This window comes from Bacillus sp. LM 4-2, from assembly GCF_000978495.1.
GTDB classification, from domain to species: Bacteria; Bacillota; Bacilli; order Bacillales; family Bacillaceae; genus Bacillus; species Bacillus subtilis.
This window is the reverse complement of the sequence record NZ_CP011101.1, coordinates 943443-959733: the sequence shown is the minus strand read 5'-3', so window position 1 is coordinate 959733 and position 16291 is coordinate 943443. Positions and strand designations below refer to the sequence as shown.

The window sequence follows — 16291 nt, the reverse complement described above, 5'->3', positions numbered from 1 at the left end:
TTTCTTTATTAGTTTGCAATATCCCGCTTCATGAAGATTCCGAAAGCAAGCAACAGGAAGATGATAAAGTAGATCGCTAGCATGACGAGAGAAAACGTCATAGTCATCCCTTTTATTAACGGTGTGCCATCCACATACTGAGTCAAGTCGACATTAGCAAATAATATATATTTTGCCCAGTCAAATTTCGCTGCAATAAATGCAGTTGCAGTCGTACCGGCAACCAACAAGAAGATGGAAAAACCAACCGCAAGAGAGCTGTTTCTGAATACCGCAGACAGCATAAACGCCATCGTCGCCACCATTAAAGCCGAGACGGATTCAGAAAGATACGTTGTGGCCAAATGCCCCATCATGTTTTGCTCAATGACATGGCCATCCTTATAGATTAAATGAATGTTCGCGGCGGTTTCACCACCCGTCCCGAAGAAGATCAACCCTAATAAAGTAGAACCGATAAATAAAATCAACAGCAACAGGAGCCCAAACAGGAGAACTGTAATATATTTGGACATCAAAATTTGAAAACGGCTGAGCGGCCGAATCATTAATAGCTTAATCGTTCCCCAATTAAATTCGTTAGCGACAATTCCGGCCGCGATGATAATAGTAAACAGACCGGTAAGGATGGTAAAGTTTGCCGAATCCGTTACATAAGACCATGCCGTATAGCCCGTGTCACTAGGGATATTATGCTCGATGCGATAGTCGTTGAGTGTGATTGTTTCTTTATACCCATCTTTCAGTGAAGGATCTTCTTTGATTTCTTTCTTTAATTCGGCGTTTTGTGCTTGAAGCTCTTGTTTCCAATGGGAATTTGATTCACTAGCAGAAAAATGATTCGCCAAAAATGCAAATCCAACCATTGTCAGCCCCAGAATTCCGATCATCACCCATGTTCCGGCACGGCTGAAAATTTTGAGCCACTCATTATAAATCAAATTAAGCATGCTGAACCTCCTCTTTTGTTTCACCTGTCATTTCTAAGAAACGGTCCTCTAATGATTTTGTTATGACCTTGACCTCATAAATACGGATTTGCTGCATCACCAGCAATTCAATAACCGCAGGGACTTCCTCTTTAGCCAGTTTGATTTCTACACCATTTGTCTTACTCAGCAAATCGTACTGATTTAAAACAGTAGCGGCTTCACTCGGCTGCTCAACCTGGAAGAAATATGTATCATTCTCATCAATGTTTTCATCTTTTACATTTTGAATATCGATCAGCTTTCCTTTTTGCAGAATCGCAATTCGATCACACATCAGTTCCATTTCTGACAGCAGGTGGCTTGAAACGATGACAGCCATTCCTCTTTCTCGGGTCAGCTTCTTTAAATGATCTCTGATTTCTCTGATCCCCGCCGGATCAAGGCCGTTTGTCGGTTCATCCAGAATTAGCACTTTCGGATCATGCAAAAGGCATTGTGCCAAGCCAAGACGCTGTCTCATCCCCAGAGAATATGTTTTCACCTTGTCGTGGATTCTGTCTGTTAAACCGACCAGTTCAACAACTTCATCAATTTTTTCCTTCGTGACACCCTTGACCATCCTTGCGTATTGCTGGAGATTTTTATATCCGCTCAAAAATTTATACAGCTCGGGATTCTCAACGATCGCTCCGATATGCTTAATCGCCTTGGCATATTCTTTCGTAATTGATTGGCCGCAAATGAGGACATCACCTTTCGACAGCTTCATTAACCCCACCATCATCCGGATGGTTGTCGTTTTCCCCGCTCCGTTTGGTCCTAAAAAACCGAATACCTCGCCTTCACGAATCGTAAAACTGAGATCATCAATGATCGTTCGGCCTCTGATGTTTTTAGTCACGTTTTTCAATTCCAACACTGTTTTCATCATATTCCTCCTCTTTCTAGCAAACTTCCATTTTTGATTTAAACCATTGCAAAACAGACATGCCTTCCTGTTCACGAATATCTTCTACTTCACGCTGCGCAACTTTTTCTCCATTGGCGAGGATGATTACTTCATCTAACAAAGTCTCAATTTCATCAATTTCATGTGTCGCGATCACGACAATCTGCTGCTCAAAATCAATGTACGACACAAGGCTGTTTACGATGGAATCCCTGACCATCGGATCAAGCCCGGAAAAAGGTTCATCAAGCAAGATGACGTCTGCCCGTCTCGCTAAAGCAAGAACGATTTTCAGCCTGCCCCGATTTCCTTTTGATAGCTTTTTGATCTTTTTTTCCGGATTCAGCTGCATCTCATTCAATAGCTTATAAACCTGTTCTGTATGAAAATCAGGAAACTGCGACTGATAAAAATTCACCATATCTTTAACAGTGAAATGCGGATAAAACATATCAAGCTCAGTAAGATAAGCCGTTTGACGCACCATTTCTCTCGTAACCTGCTCTTCATCAACTTTTACAAATCCTGAAGTCGGAAACAGAAGGCCAGCCATCATTTTCAGGGTCGTTGACTTGCCGCTGCCGTTCGGTCCGATCAGGCCATAAATCCGTCCGGATGATAGGGTGATTGACACATCATTGACGGCCGTATGGCGGCCGTATTTTTTTGATACATGTTCTAGCTTGATTTCCATTTTAGCCTCCCTCTGTGAATGTTTTAATCCCTTCTAACATTTCCTCTTTCGTTAGCCCCAGCTCTTTCATTTGCTTGACAAATCCTTCCAGCACCTCTCGTGTCAGCTTGTCTTTCAGCTCGTCTACGATTTCTGCTTTTTCCGCAATAAACGTCCCTTGACCTCTTCTTGTCTCCACAATACCCAGCCTTTCCATCTCACTGTAAGTTCTTTGAATTGTATTGGGATTTACCTTAGTTTGAATCGCCATTTCTCTTACTGAAGGAAGCTTGTCTCCTGGGAGCAGCTCCTTCCTGACCAGCCTATAAAAGATCTGATCAGCGATCTGCAGATAAATCGGTTTCGAGGATTGGAATTGATTGTCCATATTTACACCTCTACTTTACGATCAAGCAGTTTTGAAGCCATGATAAGCAGCAAGAATGTGATGACTAAAGTAATAGGCAACCCTAGCACAGACAGATGGATAGGTTTTAGTTCCAATCTCCAAACATTGTGGAAGTGGAAATCAAAATTGCAATAGACTGTTACAGGCCAGAAATGCTTTTGAGATTCAACCAAAGGGCTTATGATGTATTCATCGAAGAATAACCACACTGCAACCAACAGAACCATCGCAGCCCACCGCATTCCGCGCCAATTTCTGAGAGAGTGAAAAACAGTCCAAAACACAATGACTGTTACTGACATATCTAACGAAGAAATAAGCCCATACATATTCAGCAAAGCCACTGTACTCGTTATATCAACTTGATGCTCCAGCAGATTTTTTACAGAGAGCATATGATACATCCATATGCCATAGGCTGTTAATGCCAACTGAATCACAAATTGATAGAGCAAAGATGCTGCCAATTTAGAAGAAAACAGCCATAAGCCGCCATTTGGATTGTACAGCCAAAGCTGTGATTTCCCTTCCTTGCGAAGGTGATAAAACACAAAAACAGGAGATAAGAAAAGCAGAAAAAAAGCAACTGCAACAAAAAAACCAAAAATGACTAGAGGTTCTTTCGTGCGAGAAGCTATAATATGGCCTGTTCCCAATAAGAAAATGATTCCGCATATCCATACTAGCAGCCACATTCTTGAAAGCTTGATATCTTTCTTTAATAAACCTAAAAAAGAATTCATGTCTTTACCTCCCGGAAAAAATCCTCGGTGTATGAGTAACATAGTACACTAGATCAAGGTGGAATACAACATATTCCATGGATTTATTTGATAAAAACATAATTGATGGAAACAGCAAAAAAGGCAAACCCGCATGAGTAAACGGATTTGCCTTTTTCATTACTTTTTCTTATTTTTCATAGAGAGCAGCGCATCACGATAGCTGCGGTCCTGCATTTTGTCACTTTCCTCAGTGACCTCTTCTTCTGCATGAACTTCATCAGAATGCTTAAACTTTTGCAGCGCCTGCCTGTAAATATCATCACCCATTGTGTCACGCTTCTCTTTTGGAGAATCGTTTTTGACAACGGATGGCGTATGCTCGGCAGCCCTTGCTTCAGCAGGGTAATGCGCTTCGTTTTTTTCCTCTTCTGGAGGTGCGATTCTATCGGTTGCTTCTTGCTTCTCAGGTCCAGGTGAGGCGTTGCGGACGTTAAATGTAATAAGGGCCGCAATGACAATGACAGCAGCAATTATTGCTATAATAATGGCCATTTCAACCTCTCCTTACTGTCCTGCTGTTAGGTTTCCTGTGACTTGGCTGACACGTCTTCCCAACGCGCGTCCAAGCTGAATACCTTCCTCAGACATTAACTCATCACTGTCTACCGGACAAGTGACACCTGCTCCGTAATAAGAGCCATAAAGTGCGTTTTCAGGCACGTTGCCAGGCAGTCCGACAACGATCATGCCTTGGTGGAACATCGGCGTGATTAAATTGTGCATTGTCATTTCCAAGCCGCCGTGTGTCGTTGCCGTTGTGCAGAAGACAGCACCGACTTTGTTGATCAGCTCGCCTTCAGCCCACAAGTAGCCAAGTCTGTCGATCCAAGTTTTAAGACCGGAGCTGATTGTTCCGAAATGCCCTGGGCATCCCCAAATAATCGCATCCATATCTTTAAGCTTGCGGATATCAGCCTGATCTACATGGTCGATGAACACTTCAGCCGTGTCGTTTTCTCTCGCGCCTTCAGCAATCGCTTCTGCAAGCACTTTAGTATGTTCGCCTTCACTATCATACACTACATAAATTTTCATTCAGGAAACCTCCCTTTACAGATTAAGATTCCTTAGCTTCTTTTGGAGCAGGAAGTAATGAAAGCTCCTCTTTTTTCTTCTTACGCAATTTATCTTTTCTGACGTCACGCAGGAAGATACTTAAAATCAAACCTGCTACACAGAATAAGGTTGCCCACATAAAGGCATCATTTATCCCCATGACATTGGAATCGAGTGATGCGTGTTTATAAATATGTGAGTACACATATGTTTTCGCCGTATCATAAGACACATTCATATTCACCATTAAATTCGAAACTGCATTTTGGAACGCATGGAGGAAGTTCGGGTCCGCCGTGCTTGTTTTATCTGCAATTTGTGAATAATGGAATGTCGTCCGGTTTGTATAAATCGTCGTAATTAAACTTGTTCCGATTGATCCGCTGATTTGGCGAAGCGTGTTGCTCATCGCCGTTCCGTGGCTGTTCAGACGGGCAGGAAGCTGGTTCATCCCGGCTGTCATGACTGGCATCATTAAGAGAGACATACCAAATGCACGAATTGAATAGATCAGCATGATGTGTGTATATGGTGTATCAATTGTCAATTGCGTGTATTGATACGTTGTTACCACTGTCACGAGAAGCCCGATAATCGCAAGCGGTCTCGGTCCGAATTTATCGAACAAAATACCTGAGATCGGTGACATAATCAGCATAACGATCGCACCCGGAAGCAGAAGCAGACCGGATTGAAGCGCCGTAAAGCCGACCAGGTTTTGCAGATAAATCGGTAAAAGGAACATACCAGTGTAAAGTGCCACTGTAATAATGATATTAATGACACTCGAGAGTGAGAAAATGTCATATTTAAACACTCTGAAATCAAGCATCGGATCATCATGACGCAATTGCTGAACAACAAAAGCAACAATTGCAATGGCTCCGATAATAACTGTAGACAATACAATCGGGTCGGTCCAGCCGTCAGATCCGGCTTCACTGACTCCGTATAATAAGGAGGCGAATCCGACAATCGAGAGGATTGCGCCAAGAGTATCGAGTTTGATTTTTTGCGGCTCCACCATATTTTTAAAGATGAAGAAAGCCACAATGATAACAATTGCGCCGATCGGCACAAGTCCGTAAAACATAATGCGCCATGTATAATGCTCAATAATCCACCCGGAAAGAGTCGGGCCGACCGCTGGAGCAAACATCATCGCTAGCCCGAAAATCCCCATTCCTTTCCCCCTGCTTTCAGGCGGGAAAATTAACAGAATGGTTGTCATAACGAGCGGCTGCAAGATACCTCCGCCCACGGCCTGAATCAAACGGCCGATCAGCATTGTAGAGAAGTTAGGTGCGATACCGCAGACTAACGTACCGAGCGTAAAACAAAACATCGCGACGAGAAAGAGACTCCGCTGGCCAAATCGTGTAATCAGGAAAGCAGATAACGGAATCAATACACCGTTAACAAGCATGTAACCTGTTGTCAGCCACTGAATCGTCGTTGCACTTACGCCAAATTCAGTCATTAAGTGCGGCATTGCAACATTAAGCAGTGTTTGGTTTAGAATTGCCAAAAATAAACCCGCCATTAGCACAATCAGCAATGACATAGGGTTTTTTGCATTTTTTTCTTTGCCTGTAGCCATCTAAGACAACCTCCTTTCATGGTTTGATGACTGATCTGTTTTACTCAGAAATTTTAACAGATGCATTCATTCCAGGAAGCACCTTATCAGATGGGTTTTTGATTGAAATTTTCACAGGAACTTTTTGTGTTACTTTTGTGTAGTTTCCGCTTGAATTTGTAGAAGGAAGCATATCAAAAGTTGAGTTAGTCGCATAACCAATTTCTTCTACAGTACCGTCAAATGTAGTATCAGGGTCTCCGTCAACTACTACGTCTACACTATTTCCTACTTCAATATCCGCAATATCTGTTTCTTTAATATTTGCTGTGATGTATAGGTTGTCCATGTCAATCGTTTGTGCAATTGTTGTACCAGCTTGTACGGTTTGTCCGTTTTTCACTTCGTTTTTCACAATTGTTCCATCCATAATGGATTTTACGTCAACAGTTTGTTCGCCTTTGATTTTTGCAACTGTGTCGCCTTTTTTCACTGTTTTTCCTTCGTCCAGATCCCAGTCAGATACTTTACCTGCTGCTGGAGCAGTAATAGCAGCCATATCGCCCGCTACTTTTGCTTCATCTGTTTTTACGTAGTTTGTGCTTTGATAATAGTAGTAAGCACCTCCAGCTATAATTGCAAGAACAACAATCAAACCGATAATGTTGGTCAGAATTAAACGTCCTCTGTTCATTTTGTTTTCTCCTTTCGTTTCATCCTCTATCATTTTGCGGAAAGCTGGTGAAAATATGTGAGAAGTTTTTAATTACCGCTTTTTTCTGAACAGCCTTCAGCAAGCTTCGTTAAGCTTCCGGCTAGTTTGCGCAAATACTGCAGCTGGGAGGTATCAAGCTTTTGGTACAAGCCAGCACCCATTTTTGCATATTGCACAGCGGCTTTTTCTATCAGTTCTTCCCCCTCTTCGGTTAACTGAATCATGACGATACGGCGGTCATCCGGACTGTCATATCGATTCATCAATTGGCGTTTATACAGAATATCTGTCATCCGCGTCACAGAAGCAGGCTTAAGATCAAGCGACATTGCCAGCTTGCTTAGCGGGGTGCTTCCGCTTTGATGAATTTTAAACATCAGCAAATATTGAAGGACTGTAATATCAAAAGGCTCAAGCACAATCTCCAATATCTTCTTCTGTTTTTTATATATCGCCCGAGACGTATCGAAGAGCTGTTCAAAAGTGAGCAAAGCACGTTCTGATTCAGTCAACTCCTTTTCACCTCATTCCTCAATAATAGTTCACAAGATAAAATATTAATAAATGAAAGAAGATTTGTCAAAGGAAAAATTTCTTTTTCTCCCGTATTTTTTTCGCAAGCGTTTTCTTGCTTTTATTAAATAAAAAAAAGCCCTGAAATGGGCTTTTCATTACGAAAATTGATGGCTTACACCAGACTCTTCATTTCTGAAAAAGTTCTTTAGAGCCTGAAAAACATCAGATTTCTGTTTTAAAATATAGTACTTAAATTTCTCATCTTTTACATTTTTATATGCAGACATTAACGTTGAATGCCTGTTGTACTGATTGACCTCGCCGTAACAGAATAGATTGGCCTTCTTCATAATATCATTGACCAGTTTCACACAGCGCGCGTTATCAGATGTCAGGTTGTCACCGTCAGAAAAATGAAACGGGTAAATGTTATAGCGGGCGGGATTGTACTTTTCATCAATAAGCTCAAGCGACTTCCGATATACGGAAGAACAAATGGTTCCGCCGCTTTCTCCCTTTGAGAAAAAATCCTCCTCCGAGACCACTCTTGCTTCTGTATGATGGGCAATAAATTCAATTTCCACAGTCTCGTATTTTGTCCGCAAAAAACGGGTCATCCAGAAAAAGAAGCTTCTGGCCATGTATTTTTCCCAAACCCCCATACTGCCGCTTGTATCCATCATGGCTAAAACGACGGCTTTTGATTCGGGCTTTGTGATGTCATTCCACGTCTTATATTTCAGGTCCTCCGGATAAATTGGGTAGAACGACGGTTTTCCTGACATTGCGTTTCGTTTAAAGGCTGACATCATCGTTCTTTTCTTATCAATATTACCGGTTAACCCTGTTTTACGGATATCATTAAACTCGATATCTGTATGAATGATATTGTCCCGCTCTTTTTGCTGGAGATTCGGAAGCTCTAATTCTTTAAAAAGCGCTTCTTCTAAATCCATTAATGAAACTTCCGCTTCATAATAATCCTCGCCTGCCTGATCACCGGCACCCTGCCCTTTTCCAGGCCCTTGTTTTTTGTCTGATCCATCCCGGGCCACAACATCTCCAACCTGGCTCTCGCCGTCTCCTTGCCCTACATGTTTATTTTTATCATAGTTATAACGGATTTTATACTCATCAAGTGAACGGATTGGGATCTTCACTACATCTTTTCCATTAGACATAATAATGCTTTCCTCAGTTACGAGGTCCGGAAGATTGTTTTTGATCGCTTCCTGCACTTTTTTCTGGTGGCGCTGCTGGTCATCGAAGCCTTTGCGATGGAGGGACCAGTTTTCCTCAGAAATCAAAAAATGGCCGCTGTCATTTTGGGACATGAATTCCCCTCCTTAACCATTTGTGGTCGTGATACATACGTATTCCGGCTTGTGCCAGATTATGAAACAAGTCTTTCGAAAAGATTTATATTCATCATATGCACATATGCACGTTTAATTGACAAACTATTTAGAAAATGGGACAAAATAACCCGCCCTATTCGGACGGGTCACGTTGCTTATCGGTTCAGCAGGCTGCCGACATATTTCAGCAGCTCATTGGCGCTCGTCGAGTTGTAGCCGTGCTCATCAATTAAACGGGCCACGACTTCATTTACCTTTTTCAGCTGCTGCTCATCCGGCGTTTTTGTAGAGGTCGTAATTTTAACGACATCCTTCAGATCAGCAAACAGCTTTTTCTGAATAGCTTCACGCAGTCTTTCATGGGAATTGTAATCAAACCGCTTGCCTTTTCTCGCATAGGCCGAGATGCGGATTAAAATTTCTTCGCGGAACGCTTTTTTGGCGTTTTCCGAAATGCCGATCTGCTCTTCGATGGATCTCATCAGCTTTTCGTCAGGGTTCATTTCCTCTCCTGTCAAAGGATCACGAAGCTTGTTTTTATTGCAATAAGCCTCTACATTATCGAGGTAATTGTCCATAAGTGTTTTTGCTGATTCTTCATACGAATACACAAACGCTTTTTGAACTTCCTTTTTCGCAATATCGTCATATTCCTTGCGGGCGGCAGAAATAAAATTCAAATACCGCTCCCTGTCCTCGCTTGAAATCGAAGGATGCTGATCAAGACCTTCTTTTAAGGAACGAAGAACATCAAGAGAATTAATCGACTCCATATTTTTTCTGATAATCGTTGAAGAAATCCGGTTGATCACGTACCGCGGATCAATTCCGCTCATGCCTTCATCATTATATTCTTTTTTCATATCCTCAACGTCGACAGAGTTATATCCTTCCACACTTTCCCCATCATACAGTCTCATTTTCTTGACCAGATCAATATCCGACCGCTTTGGTTCTTTTAACCGGGTAAGGATTGAGAACATCGCGGCGACCTTCAACGTATGCGGGGCAATATGAACATCCGCCACATCGCTTTCTGCGATCATTTTTTCATAAATTCTCTCTTCCTCAGACACTTTTAAATTATAAGGGACCGGCATCACGATGATTCTTGAGTGCAGGGCTTCATTCTTCTTATTAGAAATAAATGAGCGATACTCCGTTTCATTCGTGTGAGCCACGATCAGCTCATCAGCAGAAATTAACGCAAACCGCCCAGCTTTAAAATTCCCTTCCTGTGTCAAGGAAAGCAAATGCCAGAGAAATTTCTCATCACATTTCAGCATCTCCTGAAACTCCATCATCCCGCGGTTCGCTTTATTCAGCTCTCCGTCAAACCGGTAAGCGCGCGGATCCGATTCTGAACCGTACTCGGCGATTGTTGAGAAATCAATACTCCCCGTCAAATCGGCAATATCCTGAGATTTCGGATCAGAGGGACTGAATGTTCCAATTCCCGTACGCTTATCTTCTGAAAAGAAGATGCGCTCCACCTTCACATCCTCAATTCTTCCTCCGTACTCTTCCTCCAGCCTCATGACATTTAAAGGAGAAAGACTTCCTTCTATTCTAATGCCGTATTCTCTGTAAAAGTCATCGCGTAAATGATGGGGGATTAAATGTAGAGGGTCCTCGTGCATCGGGCAGCCTTTAATCGCATATACAGCGCCATTATCTGTCAGCGTGTACGCTTCGAGACCTTTTTTAAGCATTGTGACCAGCGTGGATTTACCGCCGCTCACAGGCCCCATCAGCAATAGAATCCGCTTTCTGACATCTAGACGTTTGGCAGCCGGATGAAAATACTCTTCCACAAGACGCTCCAGAGATTCTTCAAGCCCGAACAGCTCGCGGTCAAAAAAACTGTACTTCTTGCGCCCGTCAATCTCCTCTATCCCGCTGTCTTTTATCATATTAAAAACTCGAGAATGAGCAGATTGCGCGACCATCGGATTTTCTTTAATAATCTCCAAATAATCGGCGAAAGTTCCTTCCCATTTCAGCCGCTGCTCTTCCTCTCTGTACTTTTCAATTTTCTTTAATATATCCATAAGGACCTCCTCTATCATGTTTGATACACTATGCAAATAAGGTACTTTGATACAATCTATGCCGCCATCTCGTGATACATGCTTTGGTTTCTTAAAAATAAAGATACTTATACATCGTTGACAAGGCAGACTGCGACCGTTCATAATAAAGAAAAATACAGAATCATCCAGACTCGGACAGCACGGAAAAATTGAAGAGGGGGAGAGACGGTGAAAACAATCATCATGATGGGTGTCATTGTCACTTTTTTAGTATCAATTTTTACCGCAGGATACGAAAGCAAGCCTGGAAAAGAATAAAAAAGGGTGCTCCTGAAAGAGCACCCTTTTTGTATAACAGAACAATGTTTTACAGTTTTGTTTTTTCTTTAATCTGTGAATGCGGATCGCATTCATATTTGTTTTCGTACTCAATCGTTCCGATGCTGCATCCCGGCCCGATGATCACTTCTTTTCCCCTGACAACTGCCGCTTCGGTATTCTCCAAATAAACCCGATCTCCTTCTATGACATCGGCGATCAGCTTCCCTTTCTTCCGGTTAAAAAAACTCGCGCGTCTTTTCACTGTAATTGTTGTTCCGCCGATTTCCTGCACATGGCTTATATCATGGCTCAATCCCAGCTTGATCTCACCCGAATTTAATAACCCGGATACATCAACACAGCCTGTGACATGGAACATTTCTGTTTCACAATCACCTTTTACGCTAAGCTTCCCTTTCACATCGCAGGATTCTCCAGTCATATTCCCGCCAATTTCAGTCTGGCCTTTCAGATTGAATCGATCAAATTGAAGTGAGCCGCTGACTTTCATTATCCCATATATATTGATTTTGCCGGCTGTCAGATCGCCTTTACATTCACTTTCTCCGAGCACACGCAGCCGCTCAGTCTCTGCTTTTCCGAGAAAAAGGCCCGTTCCGTATATGCGGCAGCCTACAGCAGACAGCCCTTCTCCAACTACACCTTCTCCTTTGATGCTGACATTGTGATACGCGCCTCCTGCGGCATGCCCAGCGCCATATAATTTTAAGTTTCCCAGTTTTGTTGTCTCCATTACGATCCTCCTTACAACTTTGTGGATGTTTCAACCGACGCGCTTGGATCACAGGTATAGTCCCCGCTGTATTCGACGGTTTCAATCTGGCAATCCGGGCCGATGATCACTTTATTACCGCGCACGGTTTTCGCCTTTGTATTTGTCAATTCAATCACGTCACCTTCGATCAGCTCTGCTGTTAGAACAGGCTGCGGCATCAATCTGAGCAATGTCAGCATTCCTTTTCTGCAGGTCACTTGAAGATGGCGGCAGCCGATCTCCCGCGCATAGCTTTCCCCTGCAGAAAGCTTAATGATCACCTGGTCTGCATTTAAAAGCCCGCTGATTTTGCATTTCCCTTCTGATTGAAAGGTTTCTGTTTCACAATCTGCTTCCATGACAGCTTTTCCGCTAATGTCAATTCCATCAGCCTTGACAGTGCCGCCAAATGTTGATGATCCAGCGATTTTCAATTGTTTTGCAGATACCTCTCCTTGAATAAAACCAGTGCCATTCATCCGGATAGATTCTGCTTCAACGTCTCCATGTATCTTTCCTGAACCGCTGATAGTTACCGCTTTCGCTTTGACGCTGCCGTCCGCTTTTCCGTTTCCATTAAAAGAAAAAGTGTCACACTCCACGTCCCCGGCCACTGTCCCGCTGCCATTAATCTCAACTGATTGAAATGTTCCTCCCTTAGAACTTCCTGATCCATTTATCACCAGCTTTTCCACTACATCCATTGATGGCCCTCCTGCATAAATGTTGTTTTTAATTCCTCTGAAGCTTTTAATAAATCTACCCGTTCCACAACCTTTACGGATGATTCAAACAAAATGCTGTCCGCCGCAGCCGCTATAAAACAAGTTGTGACACCGAGCTTGCGGAGCACAATCAGCTCCGTCTGTTTTTCAATCTCTTCAGTATCATGCTTCTTTAATACCTCTGCAGCCATTTTTGCTTCTGCAAGGCTGACATTTCCAGACTGCAGCAGGCCCTCAAGCACAAACAGCGAAAGCAAATCGCTGGATGAAAAAACCGGACTTCCTCCGTCTTCTGAATAGGCTTCAAGAGCAGGCCTTGAAACCAAACCTTTATGAAGCAATTCATCAGCGGTCATGCTGACATCCTTCATTTTCGGCGACAGCATTTCCCTCATTTCATCCAAAGACAAATTTTCTTTCATCTTTTGAATCATTGATATACGTTTTAAAATCTCCTCTCTCGGAAAAAACGTCTCTTGCCCTGTAAATGTGGATTTACGAATAAACCATTCCTCAGGTATTAAGTTTTTCCGCTTCCATCGATACAGCTGACCGTATGAAATCGATGTTCTTTCAAGTAATTCTTTTTTAGAGATTAATTGTTCTTCCATAAGTCCAGCTCCTTTGATGGGTACATTGTAACATAACACTGTTACGTTGTTAAGCCCAAAAACGAAACAAAGCATTTCAACATCCGCAAAAAAACCCGCCCATCATCGATGAGCGGGTTTTTCACTATTTTAAATCACGGTAATTTTGCTGGCGCAGCGCTTCATAAACAAGAATCGCGGCAGTATTGGACAGATTTAACGATCTGACATGCTCTGTCATCGGAAGACGCAGGCAGCGGTCCATATTATTTTGAATTAAATCCTTTGGCAAACCGCTTGTTTCTCTTCCGAACACGAAGAAATAATCCTCGTCAAGATCAGTGTAATCAAATGATGTATGAGGCTGCTGGCCAAATTTTGTAATAAAGAAAAACTTGCCTTTTTTATATGCCTCAAACAATTCTTCTAACGAATCATGATACACAACGTTAACAAACTCCCAATAATCGAGTCCGGCACGCTTCAGCATTTTATCATCCGTTGAAAAGCCGAGCGGACGAATCAGGTGTAGCGTTGTATTGGTTGCTGCACAAGTACGTGCAATATTCCCTGTGTTAGCGGGAATTTCTGGTTGATATAAAACGACATGTAATGCCACAATGTTCACCTCTGTTTTTCTTATCCGCCCATCATTATAACATTAATTACTCTTTTGTCGTATCATCAACGATATGAAAAAAGGCATATCGTATTGACGGCGTGTATGCCGTAGAATCCTCATATGACCAATACCTCATCCTGCTGTCATAAGTCTGGGCGTTGACAAGCGGCATATTGCCTTTGTCCTTTGCCACGACAATCGTTGTATGATTAAACCGGCCGTCTCCTTCGAAGTCATAGCAAATCACATCGCCCGGCATCAGTTCTTCCGCTGATTTCACCCGCACCGCACGCAGTCCGGCCTTTGAATTCGACAAATACATTTTCATAGAGTGAGCCACCGTCCAGCTGTAGCTCCATGAGCTTTGTTTCATCCACCAGCCTGATCCCCTGTTCGGATGACCGCGCATCGGCGCGCCTCCTGCATGAAGACACTGAGAAATAAAATTTGTACAGTTATCGCTGAAATTTTTATAAGCAGGATTGCGCTTGTTCCAAAATTTCTCGGCATATTGGACAGCGCCGAGACGATCGTATTGAAAAGCCCTGCCAAACGCTTCTCTTTCCTCTTCAGCTTCAGAATAGTCAATAATACTGGTCCCTTCATGAAATCCAGCCGGCTTTTTCGCAATTTCCTGATCACTAATCAAAATGTGATCATACAGGAAAGCCATTCGCTCCTCTATGTGCTCTTCTATATACAAGCTGTCATCTTGTTCCTTACACACGTATTCGTAATGGATGGTATACGAAAGGCAGGTCGTTCCGTCATCCTCAACCCGCACATGATTAATCACGGCCTTTGCTTTCGCTTTTATGATGTCAACTTTACGTTTTTCCAGAAGCTTTTTCTTACGCTCCATGACTTTAAGGTCTCCGACTTGAGACTCCTGTCTCATAGCATGCCCGTTAACCAGAAAGCCCAGCCGCTCCTCCGCTAATTGTTCTAAAATGTACTTCAAGCTCACCCCACCCGCCATACTTTTTTATAGAGAAAAAACACTTGGATGATCTCAAGTGTTTTTTCCTTCTGCTCTATACGTATGTCAGGACAGGCCTTGTTTAGTCATGCCTGAAGCTTTTAGCAACTCAATTCCTTTTTCAATTTCCAGCTTTGCCTCTTCATCCTTCTCTTTTTCCAGCGCTTTTTCAAGCTCTTCCGCGTAGGCGGGGTCTCCGATTTTTCCGATTGCCCATGCGGCTGTCCCCCTGATGACAGGACGCGGATCCTTGTGCATCAGTTCCGTCAATTCAGGCAGTGCGGAAGCATCCTTAAAATGGGCAAGCGCGAGAATGGCGTTTCGCTGAATCGGTTTTTTTCCGCGCCAAGAACCTGAGACATGCCCGAATTTCTCCTTAAATTCCCGATTGCTGATGGCCAAAAGCGGCTTCAATAACGGTTTGGCAATCTCAGGATCAGGCTCCATTTCCGGATGAAGATGAAAATCCTTCCCTTTATTGAGAGGGCATACCGTTTGGCACGTATCGCACCCGTACAGGCGGTTTCCGATTTTTGTCCGGAATTCATCAGGCAAAAATCCTTTTGTCTGGGTCAGAAAAGAGATGCAGCGCTGCGCATTAAGCTGCCCGGGATTAACCAGTGCTCCCGTTGGGCAGGCGTCCAAGCATTTCGTGCAGGACCCGCACATATCTTCAATCGGCACATCAGGCTCAAAAGGGATATTTGTGATCATTTCCGCCAAATACACATAAGAGCCATACTCGGGTGTTGTGATCATACAGTTTTTCGCACTGAATCCGATTCCGGCACGTTCCGCAACGGCGCGATCAGACAATTCACCTGTATCAACCATTGACTTCGTTCTGATATCCTCATGCTTGCTTTTTAGAAAATCCTCCAGCAGATCAAGCTTTTCCCTCAGCACATCATGATAGTCTTTTCCCCAGGAAGCTCTGCAAAAAATGCCCCTGCGCTCAGTTCTCGTGCTTCTCGGCGCATCCTTCATTCTGGAAGGATATGCGAGAGCAATTGCCACTATTGATTTCGCTTTCGGCAAAAGAAGCTTCGGCGTCACCCTTTTTTCGATATCTGGCTCTTCAAAGCCGGAGAGATAGCCGAGTGATTCTTGAAGAATCAAACGGTCTTTTAAACTGTCAAAAGTATCAGCGGTCGTAAAACCAATCTTGTCTACGCCAATGCTTTTCGCGTATTCAATTAATTCTTCTTTGAGCTGATAAACGTTCATGTTTTGCACAGCCTCCTTTCTTTGTGATAAAACGACACAGCGTTTAT

Annotated in this window: 19 protein-coding genes; all 19 read right to left on the bottom strand. The window is 43.1% G+C overall.

The window, feature by feature from the left end:
• Positions 1-8: 8 nt before the first annotated feature.
• Positions 9-950 carry an ABC transporter permease gene (locus tag bslm_RS04860; RefSeq protein WP_038427544.1) on the bottom strand — a complete coding sequence of 314 codons (942 nt, stop codon included), beginning with the start codon at positions 948-950 and terminating at the stop codon, positions 9-11.
• The gene (locus bslm_RS04855) at positions 943-1860 is read right to left on the bottom strand and encodes an ABC transporter ATP-binding protein (RefSeq protein ID WP_029317524.1); all 918 of its coding nucleotides are present in this window, start codon (positions 1858-1860) and stop codon (positions 943-945) included. Before bslm_RS04855 ends, bslm_RS04860 begins: the two co-directional genes overlap by 8 nt.
• A 16-nt stretch (positions 1861-1876) precedes the next feature.
• Entirely contained in the window at positions 1877-2575 is a 699-nt protein-coding gene (locus bslm_RS04850) for an ABC transporter ATP-binding protein (RefSeq protein WP_003233423.1), read from the bottom strand.
• Between the two features lies 1 nt (position 2576).
• Positions 2577-2942 carry a GntR family transcriptional regulator gene (locus tag bslm_RS04845; RefSeq protein WP_003233424.1) on the bottom strand — a complete coding sequence of 122 codons (366 nt, stop codon included), beginning with the start codon at positions 2940-2942 and terminating at the stop codon, positions 2577-2579.
• A 2-nt stretch (positions 2943-2944) separates the two neighbouring features.
• Positions 2945-3706 (bottom strand): hypothetical protein, encoded by a 762-nt coding sequence (locus bslm_RS04840; protein ID WP_029726352.1) that lies wholly within the window; start codon positions 3704-3706, stop codon positions 2945-2947.
• 4 nt (positions 3707-3710) lie between these two features.
• Positions 3711-3866, bottom strand: coding sequence for a hypothetical protein (locus tag bslm_RS20490; RefSeq protein WP_003233426.1), 156 nt, complete (start codon positions 3864-3866; stop codon positions 3711-3713).
• A complete protein-coding gene (locus bslm_RS04835; protein WP_003233427.1) occupies positions 3866-4240 on the bottom strand; it encodes a hypothetical protein in 375 nt (124 codons plus the stop codon). Before bslm_RS04835 ends, bslm_RS20490 begins: the two co-directional genes overlap by 1 nt.
• A 12-nt stretch (positions 4241-4252) precedes the next feature.
• The gene (locus tag bslm_RS04830) at positions 4253-4783 is read right to left on the bottom strand and encodes an NAD(P)H-dependent oxidoreductase (protein ID WP_015252498.1); all 531 of its coding nucleotides are present in this window, start codon (positions 4781-4783) and stop codon (positions 4253-4255) included.
• Positions 4784-4805: 22 nt separating this feature from the next.
• Positions 4806-6404 (bottom strand): MFS transporter, encoded by a 1599-nt coding sequence (locus tag bslm_RS04825; RefSeq protein WP_003233429.1) that lies wholly within the window; start codon positions 6402-6404, stop codon positions 4806-4808.
• A gap of 40 nt (positions 6405-6444) precedes the next feature.
• Positions 6445-7110, bottom strand: coding sequence for a biotin/lipoyl-containing protein (locus tag bslm_RS04820; protein WP_003233430.1), 666 nt, complete (start codon positions 7108-7110; stop codon positions 6445-6447).
• Between the two features lie 35 nt (positions 7111-7145).
• Complete coding sequence (locus bslm_RS04815) at positions 7146-7610, bottom strand: MarR family transcriptional regulator (protein WP_003233431.1); 465 nt, start codon at positions 7608-7610, stop codon at positions 7146-7148.
• A gap of 159 nt (positions 7611-7769) precedes the next feature.
• Positions 7770-8948 (bottom strand): sporulation protein YhbH, encoded by a 1179-nt coding sequence (gene yhbH / locus bslm_RS04810; protein ID WP_003233432.1) that lies wholly within the window; start codon positions 8946-8948, stop codon positions 7770-7772.
• 179 nt (positions 8949-9127) lie between these two features.
• Complete coding sequence (gene prkA, locus bslm_RS04805; RefSeq protein WP_003233433.1) at positions 9128-11023, bottom strand: serine/threonine protein kinase PrkA; 1896 nt, start codon at positions 11021-11023, stop codon at positions 9128-9130.
• A 349-nt stretch (positions 11024-11372) separates the two neighbouring features.
• Positions 11373-12080, bottom strand: coding sequence for a hypothetical protein (locus bslm_RS04800; protein WP_046380873.1), 708 nt, complete (start codon positions 12078-12080; stop codon positions 11373-11375).
• An 11-nt stretch (positions 12081-12091) separates the two neighbouring features.
• Positions 12092-12805 carry a bactofilin family protein gene (locus bslm_RS04795; protein WP_003244751.1) on the bottom strand — a complete coding sequence of 238 codons (714 nt, stop codon included), beginning with the start codon at positions 12803-12805 and terminating at the stop codon, positions 12092-12094.
• Positions 12796-13437, bottom strand: coding sequence for a YhbD family protein (locus bslm_RS04790; RefSeq protein WP_003245603.1), 642 nt, complete (start codon positions 13435-13437; stop codon positions 12796-12798). The genes bslm_RS04795 and bslm_RS04790 overlap by 10 nt, the downstream gene beginning before the upstream one ends.
• 124 nt (positions 13438-13561) lie before the next feature.
• Positions 13562-14044, bottom strand: a complete 483-nt coding sequence (trmL, locus tag bslm_RS04785) for a tRNA (uridine(34)/cytosine(34)/5-carboxymethylaminomethyluridine(34)-2'-O)-methyltransferase TrmL (RefSeq protein WP_010886453.1) — start codon at positions 14042-14044, stop codon at positions 13562-13564.
• A 37-nt stretch (positions 14045-14081) separates the two neighbouring features.
• Positions 14082-15017: an amidase domain-containing protein gene (locus bslm_RS04780; RefSeq protein ID WP_010886452.1), complete on the bottom strand. Its 936-nt coding sequence runs from the start codon at positions 15015-15017 to the stop codon at positions 14082-14084.
• A 66-nt stretch (positions 15018-15083) separates the two neighbouring features.
• Positions 15084-16244, bottom strand: coding sequence for a tRNA epoxyqueuosine(34) reductase QueG (queG, locus tag bslm_RS04775; RefSeq protein ID WP_003245522.1), 1161 nt, complete (start codon positions 16242-16244; stop codon positions 15084-15086).
• Positions 16245-16291 lie beyond the last annotated feature (47 nt).

Excerpts from the sequence above, each read along its gene's own strand:
- bslm_RS04860 (WP_038427544.1), bottom strand. The coding sequence starts at position 950 with ATGCTTAATTTGATTTATAATGAGTGGCTCAAAATTTTCAGCCGTGCC.
- bslm_RS04855 (WP_029317524.1), bottom strand. The coding sequence starts at position 1,860 with ATGAAAACAGTGTTGGAATTGAAAAACGTGACTAAAAACATCAGAGGC.
- bslm_RS04850 (WP_003233423.1), bottom strand. The coding sequence starts at position 2,575 with ATGGAAATCAAGCTAGAACATGTATCAAAAAAATACGGCCGCCATACG.
- bslm_RS04845 (WP_003233424.1), bottom strand. The coding sequence starts at position 2,942 with ATGGACAATCAATTCCAATCCTCGAAACCGATTTATCTGCAGATCGCT.
- bslm_RS04840 (WP_029726352.1), bottom strand. The coding sequence starts at position 3,706 with ATGAATTCTTTTTTAGGTTTATTAAAGAAAGATATCAAGCTTTCAAGA.
- bslm_RS20490 (WP_003233426.1), bottom strand. The coding sequence starts at position 3,866 with ATGAAAAAGGCAAATCCGTTTACTCATGCGGGTTTGCCTTTTTTGCTG.
- bslm_RS04835 (WP_003233427.1), bottom strand. The coding sequence starts at position 4,240 with ATGGCCATTATTATAGCAATAATTGCTGCTGTCATTGTCATTGCGGCC.
- bslm_RS04830 (WP_015252498.1), bottom strand. The coding sequence starts at position 4,783 with ATGAAAATTTATGTAGTGTATGATAGTGAAGGCGAACATACTAAAGTG.
- bslm_RS04825 (WP_003233429.1), bottom strand. The coding sequence starts at position 6,404 with ATGGCTACAGGCAAAGAAAAAAATGCAAAAAACCCTATGTCATTGCTG.
- bslm_RS04820 (WP_003233430.1), bottom strand. The coding sequence starts at position 7,110 with ATGATAGAGGATGAAACGAAAGGAGAAAACAAAATGAACAGAGGACGT.
- yhbH (WP_003233432.1), bottom strand. The coding sequence starts at position 8,948 with ATGTCCCAAAATGACAGCGGCCATTTTTTGATTTCTGAGGAAAACTGG.
- prkA (WP_003233433.1), bottom strand. The coding sequence starts at position 11,023 with ATGGATATATTAAAGAAAATTGAAAAGTACAGAGAGGAAGAGCAGCGG.
- bslm_RS04800 (WP_046380873.1), bottom strand. The coding sequence starts at position 12,080 with ATGGAGACAACAAAACTGGGAAACTTAAAATTATATGGCGCTGGGCAT.
- bslm_RS04795 (WP_003244751.1), bottom strand. The coding sequence starts at position 12,805 with ATGGATGTAGTGGAAAAGCTGGTGATAAATGGATCAGGAAGTTCTAAG.
- bslm_RS04790 (WP_003245603.1), bottom strand. The coding sequence starts at position 13,437 with ATGGAAGAACAATTAATCTCTAAAAAAGAATTACTTGAAAGAACATCG.
- bslm_RS04780 (WP_010886452.1), bottom strand. The coding sequence starts at position 15,017 with ATGGCGGGTGGGGTGAGCTTGAAGTACATTTTAGAACAATTAGCGGAG.
- queG (WP_003245522.1), bottom strand. The coding sequence starts at position 16,244 with ATGAACGTTTATCAGCTCAAAGAAGAATTAATTGAATACGCGAAAAGC.